Origin of the sequence: Streptomyces sp. NBC_00322 (genome assembly GCF_036147535.1) — a bacterium.
Taxonomy (GTDB): Bacteria; Actinomycetota; Actinomycetes; order Streptomycetales; family Streptomycetaceae; genus Streptomyces.
Genome location: NZ_CP108019.1, coordinates 299,418 through 315,476, shown reverse-complemented (window position 1 = coordinate 315,476; position 16,059 = coordinate 299,418). Strand labels below are relative to the sequence as shown.

Sequence of the window (16,059 nt, the reverse complement as noted above, 5' to 3'; positions counted from 1 at the left end):
CACTGGCGCTGAATCCCCAACGTCTGCCGCTTTCGCATCATCGAGACAAGAATCGCATAACGTTGGTAGGGTGTGAATGTGGCGATGACAGTGAGGCAGACGTTGCAGTTGACAGTGGCGGCGCTGATGCAAGCAACAGGGGATTCGCAGCACGACGTTGCGCAGTCTCTGGGGCTGACGCAGACGCAGGTCTCGCGACGCCAGGCCGGCCGCACCGCCTGGACGCTGGACGACTGCGATGCCCTGGCCTTTCACTTCGGGCTCCCCGTGCTGGATTTGCTGGGCGGACCCACCAGGGCATGTGAGGCGCTGTCTGCCGAGCGGCGCCGTGACCGTAGCTGATCCGCGGGGTTCGCCATGCGGCAACGCCCGCGGCTGCCTCCCCACCTGCACCTGCCTGAACCCAACGCCGGAGAGACTGTGATGGACGCCCAGACCTACACCACCGCTCTCGCCGAGCTGCGCACCCTGCGCGACGAGGTCAAGAAGGCACAAGCCACGCTTGCCAGGCTCGAGACGCAGCGGGACAAGCAGATCTTCGCCCTGGCCGGCTACGAGAAGGCCAAAGCCGAACGCATCGCGCCCGCGGCCGGGCTCAGCCTCGCCGACATCGTCCGCATCGCCCCCACCTCGCCCCGCAACCGCTCACCACCAACTCGGACGCGGCAGATACCACTGCGCCTGCACCAGTCAGTGACAACCGCGCAGTCACCGACGTGCCCGCCCCAACTGCCGAGGCCGCCGCGGCCGTCACAACACCGGGCGCGCTCGCTCCGGCCCTCGACACGAGCTCCTCGGCACCGCAGCCCTCCACGGCGCCTTCGCCGGAGCCCGCACCACCGGCCCACCCCGTGTCGGCACCGGATGCCCTGACGGTGTCGGCGCATGAGCCACGCACGCTGCCCTCGATCCCCGAAGGCCCCGACGGGGACGCCTGGTTTGCTCACACGCCGAACCTGGCCTCCACCCATCCCAACTGCCGGAGTGCAAGCCGCTCGGCGCGCTGTTGCAGCCAGCCGTTACCGCAGCACTGCTTCGAGCAGGTCGAACCCGAGGCGGGCGCAGGTGTCGAGGTCGAGTTCGTACAGTACGTAGCGGCCGCGACGGCGGGTGGTCAGCAGTCCAGCTTTCTTCAGCACGGCCAGGTGCCGGGATACCGCCGGTGCGCTGAGTTGCCAGAATGCCGCCAGTTCGCCCGTTGTGTGCCCGCCACGAGACAGGGTGCGGCACAGGCGGATCCGTACCGGGTGTGCGAGTGCTTCGAGGCGCCGCTGCACCACGTCTGGCGGGATTGGATGCGGCAGGCCCGGTTCGGCGGCGGGGTATTGCACCACGGGTCGCCAGCCGGGTGAGAAGACGATGGTCAGGTGGGGCCGGCCGTGGATGCTCGGGATGAAGGTGACACCGTCCCCGTCAGCGCTGGTGCTCACGTCCTGGAGCTTGTCAATGACGATCCGATGCCGTGTCTCGTCGAGGGTGACGGCGCTCGACACAGCGGCAATTGCCTTCGCCGGGCCCTGCCGCATCAGGAGGTCGGTTTTCTGCCGGGCGTCGGCGGTGAGGTGGTTACGGATGCGCTGCCAGGCGTCGGTGAAGAAAGCCTCCTCGCAGTCGTGCAACAGCCGCCGCACCCAAGCACGCACGGCGGGGGGATCCGCGAGTAGGAGCTCTGCGAAGGCCGCCTGCTGTGGCCCGCGAGCACGGGCGGTGTCCAGCGCCAGGTTCCTGGCCGCCGGGTCCGTGAGGGGGGAGGGTATCGGGTGGATGGGGGCCGAGGCTCGCTGAGAGGTGAGCGCGGCGGCAACGTACGCCTCGTCCTCGATCCGGTCGACCGCGTCCAGTTCGTCGGCCAGCGTCAGGCCGGGGCGGCCGGGGATGAGGAAGTCGGCGCGTGCGGAGCGCCAGAGGGTTTCCGCTTCCAGCAGCCGGTCGGCGAGCTCGGGCTCGAGCAGGGCCGCAGTGGCGACGGCCCAGCCGCTCAGCGCCGGGTGGTGACCCGGCTCGGACAGAACGTGCAGCATCGCGGTCAGTTCCCCCAGCGGTGAGGGGGCGAAGCGGATGCGCTCGGGCGGCAGACCCGCGATGTCAATGGTCACGCTCATCACCCCATCGTTGCAGCCTTGCCGGGCGGGGCCCGGTGGATTGTCGCTGATGGTCAATCGTCGGGTCCGACGGCTGGCGGGCACGCATGGTGGCGGCCATGAGCGCTGAACAGCACAAGACCGATGAGAGTGGGCGGGTGGTAGCGAGTGGCAGACATCCGGCTGCGGACGCGGGGACCGCCGAGCAGCCCGTAACCGGCCTCACGCTGGCCGCACTGCTCCGGGTCTCCGGTGGTGGCCGGTACACCTCAGCACTGGCGGTAGATGCTCTCGCTGCGGGATTGCTGAGGCCGTTCCTGCTGCTGTACGGGATCAGCGTGATGCGCCTGGACGCGGGAACCGCCGGGCTTGCGCTGTCCATCGGCATGTTTGCGGGTCTGGGGGCGGTCCCGCTGACCGGCCGGTGGATCGACCACGGCGCCCGCACTGCCCCGGTGGCCGCAACGTTGCTGGTCCGGGTCGCGGGCACGGCCGTGCTGCTGGCGGCCACCGGGCCGCTCGGGTTCACCGCGGCGGCGGTGCTGCTGGGCATCGGCAACCAATGCTGGCCGACCGCCCACGCGGCGATGGTTGCCGCCCTGGCGGATGACCGGCATCGGGACGCGGCTCTGGCGGCCGGCAGGTCGCTCCGCAACGCTGGACTGGGGGTGGGCGCGCTGATTGCCACCGTGGCGGTGACCGCCGGCACCGGCGCACTGCAGGGCATGGCGGTAGTAACGGCACTGGGCTACCTCGTGGCGGCGGCCCTGGTGTGGTCCATGCGAGTGCCCGTTGGGTCCGTGGGGAACAAGCGCCAGGACATCTCCGACAGTGATGGCCGCAGCGGTCTGGGCCATGTCACCGTCCTGGGCATCGCGAATCTGGCATACGCATTCTGCTACGACGTACTCGAAGTGGCTTTGCCCGCACTGCTGTTGACTCACCTGCACGCCTCCCCGTCCTGGTCGGCAGGCATCTTCGTGGGCAATACCTTCATGGTTGTGGCCACCCAGGTGACGGTGGTGCTGTGGCTGGCGCGACGGTCGAGGCGAACGGTGCTGGCCGGCTCCGGGGTAGTGCTCGCCCTGTCCTACCTCGGATTCTGGGCCGCGGGCTCGCTCGGCGGGCATGCGGGCACAGCGGCATTGGCCGCAGTGTCGGTGCTCTACACAGCTGGAGAGATCCTCTACACGGGCAGTGGCACCGCTTTGGTGATTGCCACGGCCTCACCGCACCTGCTGGGACGGGCACTCGCCCGCTGGCAGCTGTCCACCGGCATCGCCCGGTCCATGGCGCCCGCGGCACTCACCGGGCTACTCGAGGTCGGTCCGGGACTGCTGTGGGGTGTCCTGGCGGGCACCACCATGCTGGCAGCTGCCGCCATACGATGCGGGACTCCTGCCGACCACCCCTCGACGGTCCTGGGCCGACCGTGAGCTGCACGGGGATCGCCACCGGTGCGGCGGGGGCAGGAACGGCCACGTGGCGGCTTCCGGCGACCTTGGCCAGGCGTTCGCCTCACCGTCCGCAGGGCGTGAACCGCAGCCGGGAGCGGTGCGGTTCACCATCCTCGGTCCCCTCTCCGCCGAGGCCGACGGCCTGACACTCCTGCTCGGCCCGATCAAGCAGCGTCTGGTCCTCGGCCTGCTGCTGTGCCGTCCGAACGCGCTGGCGTCGACCGACGTGTTGACTGCGGAAGCGGATCGCCACGGCCCCCATGCTGCTGCATGCGCCCGCCAGGGATGGGCGGCGACGAGCCGTTGGTCGAACAATCGGCGACACTCGCCGAGGACTGCGTCGAAAAGCTTCCCTCCCATGGCCGACGGGGCTTCGCCCTGCGCGCACGTATGCGAGCCCACGCCCTGCACGGGGAAACCGAGCGGGCTGTGCCGAGCGCACAGCGGGCGATCGAGGACTTCTCCGCGAGCGGCAAGCGCATCGAGACGTGCCGCACCCTGCTCGCGATGGCGGCACTGTCATTGGACGCGGGGCGAACCCACGACGTGGACAGCCGGCTGGGCCGAAGTCCGCCAGCTTGGTCAGGCTCCAGGTCGAGAACGGCAGGTCGTGCTCGGTGGGCCTGGACTTCACGATCTTCTCGCGGCGCTCAGGCAACGTGAACGTCTTCGGCCTGCCACCCTTGTACTTCGGATACAGCGACTCGAAGCCGTCCGCGTTGAAGTTGTGGATCACATCCCGGACCCGGTCGGCGCAGGTGAACGACACCTCGGCGATCTTCGCTACCGGCATGCCCTGCGCGGACAGCAGCACCATCTGGGCCCGCCGCCAGGACACCACCGACCCGGTGCCCCTGCGGATCATCCGCAGCAGCCGACTGCCCTCGTTGTCGTCGATCTCGCGGACGCGTACTCGAATCGTCACTCGCACAGTCTGGTGGCCATGCCTCCCGGAACGGGATCCCGAGAGGCTCGTCACTTGCAACTGCCCGGTCCTCGAGCCTTGGACGCGTGCCAACGGAGCAGGAGCGACGTCACGCGATCACAGTGGTCAGCCTTGAGGCTCCTGCGGTTTGACCTCGACCTCGCGCAGGCTCTGGTCTTTGAGCTCGGTGCGTGCCTCGGTTCGGTGTCCCCGGGCGATGTAGTCACGCACGACCGCTTCGACGGCGTCCTGGGGCGAGCCGACCCCGGCCAGGACCATCACTTCCACCACCAGTTCGGCATCGAGACTGATGTTGACCTTGGCCACGAGCAGCCCCCCTTCATCGGTCCGGGACTCTAGCAGCCGCACAGCAGCGACTCGTTCCCGCTGCGGTTCAATGGCACGGGACAACAACAGGGCGAACGTTGCCTAATTCCTTGTTAACGGTGCCGCGAGGAGTTGTGAGCCTGGCGGTGCTGTTCGAATGCTGGACCGTGATGTCTAAACGTTGCCTGGCGACTGACGCCTCGCATCAGAGCGGGGGACGGTCCGGCGCATCTCGGGGTGGCGGTCGCTTGGGCGCCGGGCGGATGCCTTCGGCGAACACGGCGTTGATGCCTACGCATAGAGCGGTGACGCTCGGTGCCTTCGCGGGTGGACATTGGTGAGTACCAGGTCAGTACCAGTTATAACCACTGACCGTAGCGTCGGCAGCTAAGAAGCGCAACCCGGTGGTCCGGGAAGCGGTGCGGCCCCCTGCGAGCGAGCGTCACATGCAGCTTGTAGCGATCGGCGCGGAACCACGAGTAGGCGTGCTCGATCGGCTGCTTGCCGCTGTAGGTGATCCGGTCGAACGCCATCACCGTCGTGCCCGCACCACCCCCAGTACTTGGCGATCTCCGAGGACACAGGGCCGGCGCTGACCAGATCGGTGCGTGCAGCCTCTGGGGCTCTTTGACCTGGACAACGCCTTGATGGACCGGCAGCTCGCACTGGTCCGCTGGGCCGCGTCTTTCCGATCCCCTTCGGTCTCTGCCAGCAGGACGAAGCTTGGCTGACGAATCTGCTGGCCGAACGGGCTGCCCCTGCTCACTTCGAGGCGATACGCGAGCGAATTCAACCGAGCGACCCCTGCTGTTGCTGGATCCGGTGCGGGCGACCCTTCGGCGGGTTCTGGCCTGGAGGCGGACACCATCGATGGTGATCTCCCCGTTGGGGGCCGACGCAGGGCTGGGATTCTGCCGCTCCTGCGCCCCGGTGATCGGGCGGACCGGCGCGGCGGTGTGGGCTTACCTGATGGCACCCCTCACGGCAGGACGAATACGCCGAGTCGTGCGTTCGAGTACTCGGGCTCGCCTCAGCGGTCCTGACCTGCGCTCCCCAGGGCTTGGCGCCGCCACTGCCGGCTTCTGCCCCAACTCGCCCCCACTCTTGAGGCTCATCTGAAGTGGCGTGATCGGCTCAGCGCTGCTCGTTTTTCTCTTGGTCCGGCGGTTGACATCCCCTGACCCTTGACTCATGCTCTCTCTCAACTGGTTATGACCAGACGCTACCAGCAGCGAAAACGGCCGGGTAATACCGCTCGGGAAGGCGCGGGGCCCTTGCCGCAACGGGGCCGCCGCTCAAGGCCGCTGGGCAGTCCCCGAGGATCTGAGAAAGGCACGAGTGTTGGAAATGCGAATAGGTCTCATCGGCGCGGGCGCCCTGGGCGCCCTCCACGCGGTGAACCTTGAGGCGGTGCCGGACTGCCGGCTGGTGGCTGTCGCTTCGGAGCAGGTCTCGCCCGCCGCACTGGAAGCCATCCGCTCCACAGGTGCCGACACGGTGGGCGTTGCGGAAGTCCTCGACCCTGGGCGTGTCGACGCGGTCATCATCGCGACACCGACAGATACGCACGCCCACTATGCACTCCTTGCGATCGAAGCCGGGCTGTCGGTGTTCGTCGAGAAGCCGCTTGCGCGGACGCCTGCCGAGGCGCGCCTGGTTCGCGACACTGCCTCCGCCCATGGGGTGAAGCTGGCCGTAGGCCACGTCGTGCGGTACTTCCCCGAGTACGCCGCGATTCGTGACCTGGTCCGGGACGGCGTCCTGGGCACTCCGTCCGTGGCCCGCCTGGCCCGGTTGAACACCGCTCCGGCAGGCGTTGGCAAGTGGTACGGCGACGTGGCCAGGAGCGGCGGTGTGCTGCTCGACATGGCGGTCCACGACGTCGACTGGTGCCTGTGGACCTTCGGTCCTGCCGCCCGTGTGTACGCGGTATCAGCAGGTGGCCCGGATTGCCCCGTCGTCGCTCTCACCATCCGTCATGCCGCCGGCACCATCTCGTACATCGACGCGAGCTGGCGGGAGGAATCCTTCACCACCCGCCTCGAGGTTGCCGGCACCCGGGGCCTCTACCAGGCGGACGGTTCCGGAAGCGCAGGATTTGCGTCCGCACGCAGCGATGCGCAGACGTATCTCCCCCCAGCATCGGCGAGCGACGACCCCTATGTGAGCGAGTTGCGGGCGGCGATCGACTGGTTCCGCGGCGGGCCGCCGCCGCGCGCCACCGTCGCCGACGCCTGCGACGCCGTCAAGGTCATCGAGGCTGCCCAGCGCAGCATCGACACCGGTCGCCCCATCGCCCTGGAAGGAGCCCTGGCGTGATCAAGATCGGTTTCCTCGGATGCGCGCATGTGCATGCTGCCACCTACTGCGAAGAGCTGAGCCTCTCTCAGCAGGGGTGCTCCGTGGCTGTCTTCGACCCCGACCGTGCCCGCGCGGACGCCTTCGCCGCCGCCCACGCCGCCCACGATTTGACCGTCGCCTCGACTCCCGAGGCCCTGTGCGCCATGGTCGACGCGGTCATCATCACCGGCGAGCACGTGACCTACCCCGAGCACGTGGCCGTGGCCGCCACCGCCGGTGTCCCCGTGCTCTGTGAGAAGCCCCTCGGCACGTCGGCCGAGGCCGCCAAGTCCATCCTGAGTTCCGGCGCCTGGCTTTCGGTGGCTTTTCCGGTGCGCTACGCCCAGCCCGTACGGCAGGCGAAGGCGGCGATCGAGAACGGATCGCTCGGTGCCCTCGTCGCCATGAGCGGAACCAATCACGCCGCCTTCCCCGGTGGGTTCTTCGGCACCCGCAGCGAGTCGGGCGGCGGCGCCCTCATCGACCATGTGGTGCATCTGGCCGACGCTCTGCGCTGGCTGACCGGGTGTGAGTACCGGACCGTCTACGCGGAGGCCGGCAGATTCAGCCGGGTCGGTGACGTGGAGGACGCGGGGCAGGTCGTCGTCACGACAACTGACGGCGCCTGGGCAAGCATCGACCCGAGCTGGTCACGTCCTGTCGGCATGCCGGGGGCCAACGACCTGGTGATGACCCTGTGGTTCGAGAACGGCCGGCTCTCGATCGACGCCTTCGCGCGCCATGGCTTGCTCGTCGACGAGGGCGGCGCCGTCACCCAGTTGCCGTACGGCCGAAGCATGGACGCAGAGCTTCTTGACGACTGGCTCACCGCGATCCGGCTCGGCTCGGCACCCCCCGTCCCGATGGAGGACGGCTGGAAGGCCACCCAGGTCGCGCTCGCCGCCCTGACATCAGCCCAGTACGGAACAGTCGTCGACATTACGGATCAGAAGGACGGGTCGGCATGAAGAGCAGCGCAAACAGGAGCGGCCTGTTGAGGCGCTTTGGTCTCTGGCTGGTGTTCGCACTCGTCACCAGCATCCTGATGGCCGTATCCCCCACGTTCCGCTCCTCGGTCAACCTGGAAAACATCCTGGAGCAGAACGCCATCATCGGCATCGTCGCCTGCGGCATGGCTGTCATGATGATCTCCGGCGGCTTCGACCTGTCCGTCGGAGCCGTCGGAGCCACCACAGCGGTCGTAGGGGCAGTCGTCGCCAGCCGCGGCCACGGCGCCATCGTGACCATCGGCGCCGGCCTCGCCGCGGGCCTCGCGGTCGGTGTCGCCAACGGCATCCTGATCGCGAAGATCCGTATCAACGCCTTCGTCGCCACCTTCGCCATGGCCAGCATCGTCTCCGGCCTGCTATTCGTCGCCACCGGCGCCGAGTCAAAGCAGGGTGTGACGCCCGTGCTGGAGAGCGCTGCCAACGCGCGGGTCGCCGGTATCCCGGTGATCTTCGCCGTCTTCATGTGCTGCCTGCTTGCGGTGTGGTTCCTGCTGACCCGCACCAAGTACGGGCACTACATCTACAGCGTCGGCGGCAACGCCGAGGCCAGCCACCTGTCGGGCGTCCCCGTACAGCGCGTACAGATCTTCGCCTTCGCCATGGGAGGCCTGATGGCCGCAGGCGCGGGCCTGCTGCTCCTCGGCCAGACGATGGTCGGGCAGCCCTCGGCCGCGGCCGACTGGCCCCTGGAGGCCATCGCCATCTGCGTGGTCGGCGGCATCGCCTTGACCGGCGGCGTGGGGCGCATCGAGGACGTCCTCGCCGCGACCCTCCTCCTCGGCGTCATCTCCAACGGCCTCAACCAGCTCAACGTCTCGCCCTACTGGAAGCCCACCGTCACCGGACTGGTGATCCTCATGGCCGTCGTCATCGACCGCTACAGCCGGCTCCACAACGGCGCTGGGCGGCGGCGCGGCAGCAGGAACTCCCCGACCTCTGCCGCGCCCGGCGCGCCCACCACCACCCCACTGACCCCGTCGGCTTCGACCTGACCGCCGACTGGTACGTCCGCTGCGCCGCGCACGCGCTGAGGACACGCACAAATCCGCACCCAACCAAGTCCTCCGCGGACTTCCGCACGACACGCCCCAAGGGAGCACCATGTCCGCATCCATCCCCGCCCGCCGCACCTTCAGACGTGGCCTGGCCGCCGCGACTGCCATCGTGTCGCTGACTGTGCTCACCGCCGCCTGCGGCGACGCCGACAGCAGCAGCACCGCCGGCGGCAAGGGCAAGACCTTCACCATCGGTCTTGCCAACGCCGACACCACGATCCCCTTCCTCGCCTCCATGAACTCCGCCTTCGAGGCCGAGGCGAAGCGGCTCGGCATGAAGACCATCACCCTCAACGGCGGACTCGACAACGCCAAGCAGGCCGCCAACGTGCAGACGCTGGTGGCCCGCCGTGTGGACCTGATCCTGGTGTGCTCCTCCAGCCCGACCGCCGTCCTCCCCGCCATCAAGCAGGCCAACCGCGCCGGCATCCCGGTGATGGCGCTCAACGCCCAACTCAGCCCCGGCGCCGATCTGGTGACGTACATCGGGGCCTCGGACCGCCAGTTTGGACAAGGTGAGGGCAAGCTCATCGTCCAGGCGCTTCCCAAGGGCGGGAAGATCGCAGTCACGCTCGGAACCCTCGGCTCCACCCCGCAGGTCGAGCGGCTCAAGGGCATCAAGGACGTTCTCAAGAATCACCCCAACATCAAGATCGTCGCCACCCCGGTCGACAACTTCAAGAACAGCGAAAACCTGTCCGTGACCCAGGACCTCCTCTCGAAGTACCCCAAGGGGAAGCTGGATGCGATCGTCGCCCAAGGCCCCCAGATGTACGTCGGGGCCCAGTACGCACGCAAGATCGGGCGCAACGAGATCCGCTTCATTGCCGGCGACTACTCCAAGCAGGTCGAGGCCGCCATCAAGTCCGGCGACCTTTACGGCACCGTCAACCAGAGTCCCGTCCTGGAAGGCAAGCTCGGTGCCCAGTACGCCAATTACTGGCTGACCGGCCAGAAGGACAAGGTCAAGCAGCCCAACTACTACATCCCGCTGCCCCCGATCACCAAGGACAACGTGGACACCAACCCCGCTGAGTGGAGCGGCTGACCTGATTGCCCTGCGCGCCTGACACCACGTACCGCCGGCGCGCAGGGCGGGCCTCCCCGCCCCACCGGCCAACACAGAATCTCCGCCCACTTCAGACCCGCCAACGCATACAGAGGAAAGTGCCCATGCCCAGCGACATCAGGCTCCAGCTCTCGGGCGTAACCAAACGGTTCGGTCCTGTCGTGGTGCTCGATCACGTCGACTTCCAGGTGCGCGCCGGACAGGTCCACGGACTCATCGGACAGAACGGTGCCGGAAAGTCGACCCTGGTGAAGACACTGGCCGGTCTGTACCCGGACCACGGCGGCGTGATTACCCTCGACGGCAAGCGTGCGACGCTTGGCAGCCCGCGGCATTCCAGAGCGGAGGGAATCGCTGTCATCCACCAGGAGTTCAGTCTGGTGTCCGAGATGACCATCGCCGAGAACCTCCTTCTCGGACAGGAGCCCGGACGGTGGCGCTACAGCCGGCGGGCAGTCCACAGCCGGGCCGAGGCACTGGTCGAGCAAGTCGGCATCGAGATCGGCGAGAGCCTCGACGCGAGCGTCGGCACACTCAGCCCGGCCATCCGGCAACGCATCGAGATCGTGAAAGCCCTCGCGGACGATGTGAAGGTACTCGTCATGGACGAGCCGACCGCCCGCCTGTCCGAGGCCGAACGGCAGTCCCTGTTCCGCGTCGTACGCGAACTGGCCGACCGCGGCGTGGGGCTGGTGTTCATCTCCCACTTCCTCGAGGAGGTCCGGGAAGCGACCGACTGGCTCACGGTGATGCGCAACGGCAAGGCCATCGCGTCGGAGCCGACAAAATCGCTGTCGGTGGTCCAAATGGCCGAGCTGATGCTGGGGGAGAAATTCAAACAGACCTTGGACGAAGAAGTCGCCTCCCACCACGCCGACGACCAGCAGCCCGTCGTCCTGGAAGCGGAGTCGGTCAGCTGCGGACCCCGCCTTCGCGACGTCACCATCAGCCTGCGCGCGGGCGAGATCATGGGCGTGGCCGGCCTCGTCGGCTCCGGCCGGACCAGGCTCTGCAGAGTGCTCAGCGGTGCCGAAAAGCCCACGAGCGGACGCCTTCGCCTCCGCGGCAACCAGGTGGCCTTCACAACCCCGCGCCGGGCCATCGCCCATGGCGTGGCACTCATACCGGAGGACCGCAAACACCAAGGACTGAGCCTGTCCGCACCCCTGGCGTGGAATCTGTGCCTCATGGCCATGCACCGCCGACTGGGCCGCTGGGGCGTCGTAGCACGGGGCACGGTCAGGAGCCTGAGCACCCGTCTCGTCGAGGACCTGGAAATCTCCCCGGGCAACATCGACGCCAACGCCGCGACACTCAGCGGCGGCAACCAGCAGAAGGTCGTCCTCGGCAAGACGTTCGCCGCCGATCCCGACGTGCTCGTCATCGACCAGCCCACCGCCGGCGTCGACATCGGCACAAAAGCACAGATCCACCGTCTGCTGCGCGAGCGCGCGGACGCCGGCGCCGCCGTCCTCGTCGTCTCGGACGATTTGGAAGAGCTGTACGCGCTCGGCGACCGCTTCCACGTCCTACGGCAAGGACGAACCGTCTGGCAGGGCACCTCGGCCGACGTCACCCACGAGGAGCTTGTTCGGCTCATCTCCTCAGGTTCGTCGCAGCAACGCGCCTGACCAACTCCTCGCCCTGCGGTACCAACGGACCATGACCCGCTAGGAGTTCCAGCGACCCGGACAACTCGTACGGCCCCGGAGGCCTTGACATCCGCGGGCTCCCCAGGGCAGCCAGGCTCCGGCTACACGCAGCAGCCAGATCCGTCCAACACCCATGCATGCCGTACACGGACTTGACAGCTCTGGAGAACTCGAGCAAGAACCGCAAGATTTTAGTGCTGCCAGCCGTCGCTGGTGTGTTCACCGCCGTCCTCGCTGCCTGCGGCGGGTCCAGCAGCGATGACGCCACAGTCGTCGGTACTACTGACCGCTTCACCGCCTCCAAGGCCGCCCCCGCGCCGCTCGACTCGGCGTACGCGTACGACGTAGGCACCTGGAACGTCCTCCGGCAGACCGTGCAGACACTGATGGTCCAGCCGCGCGGCACCCGTTGAGCTCCAACCCGAGGCTGCTCAGAGCTGCGGTTTCACCGACACCAGCAACGAGCGCTACGCCTGCAAGATGCGAAAGGGTCTGAAGTTCTCCAACGGTGCCCCGGTGACCGCGGCCGATGTGAAGTTCTCCATCGACCGTGCCCGAGCCATCAAGTCCGACAGTGGTGTCTTCGCGCTGCTGTCGAACATCGACATCGTCGAGACGCAGGGCGACAGCGTCATCTTTCATCTCAAGACCGCGGACGCCACCTTCCCGTTCAAGCTGTCGACGCCGGTCGCGGGCATCGTCAGCCCCAAGAACTACGAGAAGAAAGAGCTGCGCAACGGCTTCGAGGTCGAGGGCTCCGGGCCGTACACAATGCAGGCCGAGGTGAAGAACAACGAGATGGTGAAGGCCACCTTCACCAAGAACCCCAACTACAAGGGCCTGTTCACACCCAAGAACGACACGGTGGAGCTGGAGTCCTTCAAGGACGCCGGCAGCATGGGCAACGCGCTCGACAAGGGTGACATCGACGTAGCGACCCGAACGATGGCGCCTGGCCAGATTCGCAAGCTCCAGGACAACACCGGCGGCGACATCAAACTGTTCGAGGTGCTGGGCCTGGAGATCCGCTATCTGGCGTTCAACACCAACGCCCCGTCGGTGAAGAACAAAACCGTCCGCCAGGCCATGGCGCAGGTCATCGACCGCGGCGAGCTGGTCTCCAAGGTGTACGCCACCGAGGCCCAGCCCCTGTTCTCGCTCGTCCCGGCCACCATCACCGGCCACTCCAACTCGTTCTTCAACAAGTACAGCGAGCCAAGCGTCGCCAAGGCCCGCAAGCGGCTGGCCAAGGCGAACATCACCACCCCGGTGGAGCTCACGCTGCACTACACGACCGACCACTACGGCCCGGCCACCGCCAAGGAATTCGAGGTGCTGAAGAAGCAGCTCAACGTCAGCGGGCTGTTCAACGTCACCGTCAAAGGCACGCCATGGAGGAATTACGTCCTGGCCGAGCGCAAGGGCGACTACGACGTCTACGACATGGGCTGGTTCCCGGACTTCCCGGACGCCGACAACTACCTCGCGCCGTTCCTCGACAAGGACAACTTCCTCCACTCGCCGTACTTGAACGGCGAGATCATCAACACCCTGATCCCGAAGTCCCGGCGCGAGGCAGACCGGCTCAAGTCGACGAGCCTCACCGACATCCAGGACATCGTCGCCGACGACGTACCGATCCTCCCGCTGTGGCAGGGCAAGCAGTACGTCGCCACCCGGGACGACATCACGGGCAGCGAGTACGCGATGAACTCCTCCTCCACCCTGCGCCTGTGGGAGCTTGGCCGCGGCGTCGGCAGCTGACCGACCGTCCATAGGCCCCGGGCATCGGCGGCGGATTCCAGGGGGTGTCGCAACACGTGGTCGTGTTGATCACGCCGCGAGCAGTTCATGCAGGCGCCGCTCGGCGGGGGTTTCCCAGCCGAGTGTTTTGCGTGGGCGGCCGTTGAGTTCGGCGGCGACGGCGTTCAAGCCGCGGGGGACACCAGACAGGTCGACACACCGAGAGAGAGCCAGGCCGTGCAGCGTGGGCGCCTTCCCCTTCGAGGAGTGGGTCCCCGACGGTCAGCAGGAATTCCACGGGACCCTTGACAACCGCCTCGCTCGGCGACCAAGACCGCGCGCGTCCTGCTGTTCACCTGGTCCGGCTCCAGGTCAGGGCCAGGGGTTGCCCGCTGGGCGCGGCCAGCGGGCAGGCACAGCGACCAGGAAGTGTGGCGGCATACTCGGCTGCCCGTTCGCCGACGGATACATCCGCACATCACGACGCCGGGAACACCTCGCCGCGATACTCGGCCAGGACGCGAAACACACTGCCCGCCGGGCTCAACTCCCGGCAGACCTCCCACACATCCGGCTCGACCGCCTCCGCGGCCCATTCCCCCGTCACCACAACGAGCCTGGCCCCGCCACTCACACGGCGGAACCGGAACTCCAGATATTCACGAGTCTTCTAAGGAATCTTCCAGAGGGTCAGCTCGGTGACGAAGTCGGGAAGGGCGGTGCGGTTGACGACGTCGGTGATCTCCAGCATCGCCAGGTTGCCGTCCTTGGTGACGGTGCACAGCACGGTGCCCTTGGGGAAGGTCTCTGCCAAGTCCTTCCCGGGGATCTTGTTCGGCAGAACGCTGGCCCCGGTCGCTGACTGGCATTCCTCCGGCGTCGTGCCCGAGCTCGTGCCGGTGGGGGTCTCGAACTCCAAGTAGGAGAATTTCTCCATCTCCTGGTACACCATCTCGGTCGCTCCCACATCGGCTCCGCTGGGTACGACCTTCGGGGTATCCAGATCCACCTGGCTATACGTCGCGGTCGGGGCACGGATCGTGAAAGGTTTGTTCTCGAAGATCACCTCGTAGGCGGACTCCGGCCCGGCCGCGGTGGCGGTCGACGCCGGGGACTGCTTCGTCGCCGAAGCGGTCGGTTGCGGGGCGCCGTTCCTGGCCTCGGTGCTCTTCTCATTCCCGCGGCTCGTGAGCGCCCAGGTGGCGGCTGCCGCCACGACGACGGCCATCGCGGTGGCGCCGATCACCAGCGGCGCACGGCGGCTCCGGGCCGGCGCGGGCGCGGGGGCCGATCCGAGGACGGGCGCGGGTGCGGCCGTCCGGGTCGGTGCGTCGTGCGGCGGCTGCGGCACGTACGTCGGCGTGTATCCGTGGGGGGCAGCCGTGGCCGCAGGCTCGGGCGGCTGCTGGGAGGCCTCCTCGCGGCGGGCGATCTCCGCCGTGACCGGCTCCGGGAGCCAGCCTGCGAAGTCGCGCAGCTGCCGGCCGCCAGCCTCTTCGCACAGCTCGGCCAGTTCGGCGGGTGCGGGGCGCGAGGCCGGGTCGGCGGCCAAGGAGCGTTCCAGGACGGGCCGCAGCGCTTCCGGGTAGCCGGTCAGGTCCGGAGGCCGCGCTTCGGTGTTGGCGATCTGGGTGGCGAGCGTGATGGCCGAGCCGTCGCCGTACGGGTGGCGGCCGGTCGCCACCACCGCCGCGATCAGGCCCAGCGAGAAGATGTCGGTGGCGGGGGTGAGGGGCTGCCCAATGGCGTGCTCGGGCGACATGTACTGCGGAGTGCCGATGAGCCCGCCGCTGCGGGTGAGCTGCGTGGCGTCTGCGGCGCGCGCGATGCCGAAGTCGATCACCCAGGGGCCTTCGGCGCCGAGCAGGATGTTGCTCGGCTTCAGGTCGCGGTGGATTACGCCGGACGCGTGTACCGCGCGCAGCGCCTCCGCCGCGCAGCCGATGAGTTGGAGGGCCGCGGGCAGTGGCAGCGGTCCGTACGCGGTGAGTGCCTCGTCGAGCGGCAGGCCCGGTATGTAGGTGGTGGCGAGCCATGGCTGGGTGCCGGTCGTGTCGTGGTCGACGACCGGAACGACGTGGTGGCCCTGCACGTTGCGCGCAGCTTTGACCTCCTGCTGGAAGCGGCGCCGGAACTCGCCCTCTTGTGCGTATTCGCGGCGGATGACCTTGAGGGCGACGGGCTGGTTGCCGCGGGTGCGCGTGAGGTAGACCGAGCCCATACCGCCCTCGCCGATCCGGGCCAGCAACCGGTACCCGGCCACCTCCCGCGGGTCGTCGGAGCGAAGCGGTCTCAAGTGGCTATTGGAGTCGGCGGTGTTGATGTGATCACTCTTTTCAGTCAGGTTCCGCGAGCGAGCTGGTCGGCGCATTGCCGAGTGCTGCGAGGGCGCCGGACAGG

General features: G+C 67.8%; 12 protein-coding genes and 2 pseudogenes. 9 read left to right on the top strand and 5 right to left on the bottom strand.

The features are described 5' to 3' along the window. Positions 1 to 84 precede the first annotated feature (84 nt). Together OG905_RS01345 and OG905_RS01340 are read left to right on the top strand one after the other, a co-directional pair. Positions 85 to 342, top strand: coding sequence for a helix-turn-helix domain-containing protein (locus OG905_RS01345; protein WP_443044049.1), 258 nt, complete (start codon positions 85 to 87; stop codon positions 340 to 342). 81 nt (positions 343 to 423) lie between these two features. Then, positions 424 to 873: a hypothetical protein gene (locus OG905_RS01340; protein ID WP_328665676.1), complete on the top strand. Its 450-nt coding sequence runs from the start codon at positions 424 to 426 to the stop codon at positions 871 to 873. A gap of 146 nt (positions 874 to 1,019) precedes the next feature. On the opposite strand, the gene OG905_RS01335 is transcribed toward OG905_RS01340, so the two are convergent. Then, positions 1,020 to 2,102 carry a DUF5937 family protein gene (locus OG905_RS01335; RefSeq protein WP_328665674.1) on the bottom strand — a complete coding sequence of 361 codons (1,083 nt, stop codon included), beginning with the start codon at positions 2,100 to 2,102 and terminating at the stop codon, positions 1,020 to 1,022. 98 nt (positions 2,103 to 2,200) lie between these two features. Between OG905_RS01335 and OG905_RS01330 the strand changes: the two genes are divergently transcribed. After that, positions 2,201 to 3,517: an MFS transporter gene (locus OG905_RS01330; protein WP_328665672.1), complete on the top strand. Its 1,317-nt coding sequence runs from the start codon at positions 2,201 to 2,203 to the stop codon at positions 3,515 to 3,517. Positions 3,518 to 4,103: 586 nt separating this feature from the next. Here the strand turns inward: OG905_RS01330 and OG905_RS01325 are convergent. Then, positions 4,104 to 4,463 (bottom strand): annotated as a pseudogene (locus OG905_RS01325) (helix-turn-helix domain-containing protein); the annotation flags it as partial. Positions 4,464 to 4,589: 126 nt separating this feature from the next. Further along, complete coding sequence (locus OG905_RS01320) at positions 4,590 to 4,790, bottom strand: type II toxin-antitoxin system VapB family antitoxin (RefSeq protein WP_086800714.1); 201 nt, start codon at positions 4,788 to 4,790, stop codon at positions 4,590 to 4,592. Positions 4,791 to 6,137: 1,347 nt separating this feature from the next. Between OG905_RS01320 and OG905_RS01315 the strand changes: the two genes are divergently transcribed. The 6 genes and pseudogenes from OG905_RS01315 to OG905_RS01290 all read left to right on the top strand — a co-directional run bounded on the left by OG905_RS01315 (position 6,138) and on the right by OG905_RS01290 (position 13,680). Beyond that, a complete protein-coding gene (locus OG905_RS01315) occupies positions 6,138 to 7,109 on the top strand; it encodes a Gfo/Idh/MocA family protein (protein ID WP_328665663.1) in 972 nt (323 codons plus the stop codon). Further along, complete coding sequence (locus tag OG905_RS01310) at positions 7,106 to 8,098, top strand: Gfo/Idh/MocA family protein (protein WP_328665662.1); 993 nt, start codon at positions 7,106 to 7,108, stop codon at positions 8,096 to 8,098. The genes OG905_RS01315 and OG905_RS01310 overlap by 4 nt, the downstream gene beginning before the upstream one ends. Then, positions 8,095 to 9,132, top strand: a complete 1,038-nt coding sequence (locus OG905_RS01305) for an ABC transporter permease (protein WP_328665660.1) — start codon at positions 8,095 to 8,097, stop codon at positions 9,130 to 9,132. Before OG905_RS01310 ends, OG905_RS01305 begins: the two co-directional genes overlap by 4 nt. Before the next feature lie 109 nt (positions 9,133 to 9,241). Continuing rightward, entirely contained in the window at positions 9,242 to 10,243 is a 1,002-nt protein-coding gene (locus OG905_RS01300; RefSeq protein WP_328665658.1) for a sugar ABC transporter substrate-binding protein, read from the top strand. 125 nt (positions 10,244 to 10,368) lie between these two features. Further along, the gene (locus OG905_RS01295) at positions 10,369 to 11,895 is read left to right on the top strand and encodes a sugar ABC transporter ATP-binding protein (protein ID WP_328665656.1); all 1,527 of its coding nucleotides are present in this window, start codon (positions 10,369 to 10,371) and stop codon (positions 11,893 to 11,895) included. A 158-nt stretch (positions 11,896 to 12,053) separates the two neighbouring features. Next, a pseudogene (locus OG905_RS01290) lies at positions 12,054 to 13,680 on the top strand (ABC transporter substrate-binding protein). Between the two features lie 457 nt (positions 13,681 to 14,137). Here the strand turns inward: OG905_RS01290 and OG905_RS01285 are convergent. Together OG905_RS01285 and OG905_RS01280 are read right to left on the bottom strand one after the other, a co-directional pair. Then, on the bottom strand, positions 14,138 to 14,266 hold the full coding sequence (locus OG905_RS01285) for a hypothetical protein (RefSeq protein WP_328665654.1): 129 nt from the start codon (positions 14,264 to 14,266) through the stop codon (positions 14,138 to 14,140). Positions 14,267 to 14,329: 63 nt separating this feature from the next. Continuing rightward, positions 14,330 to 15,955, bottom strand: a complete 1,626-nt coding sequence (locus OG905_RS01280; RefSeq protein WP_328665652.1) for a serine/threonine-protein kinase — start codon at positions 15,953 to 15,955, stop codon at positions 14,330 to 14,332. Positions 15,956 to 16,059: the final 104 nt, after the last annotated feature.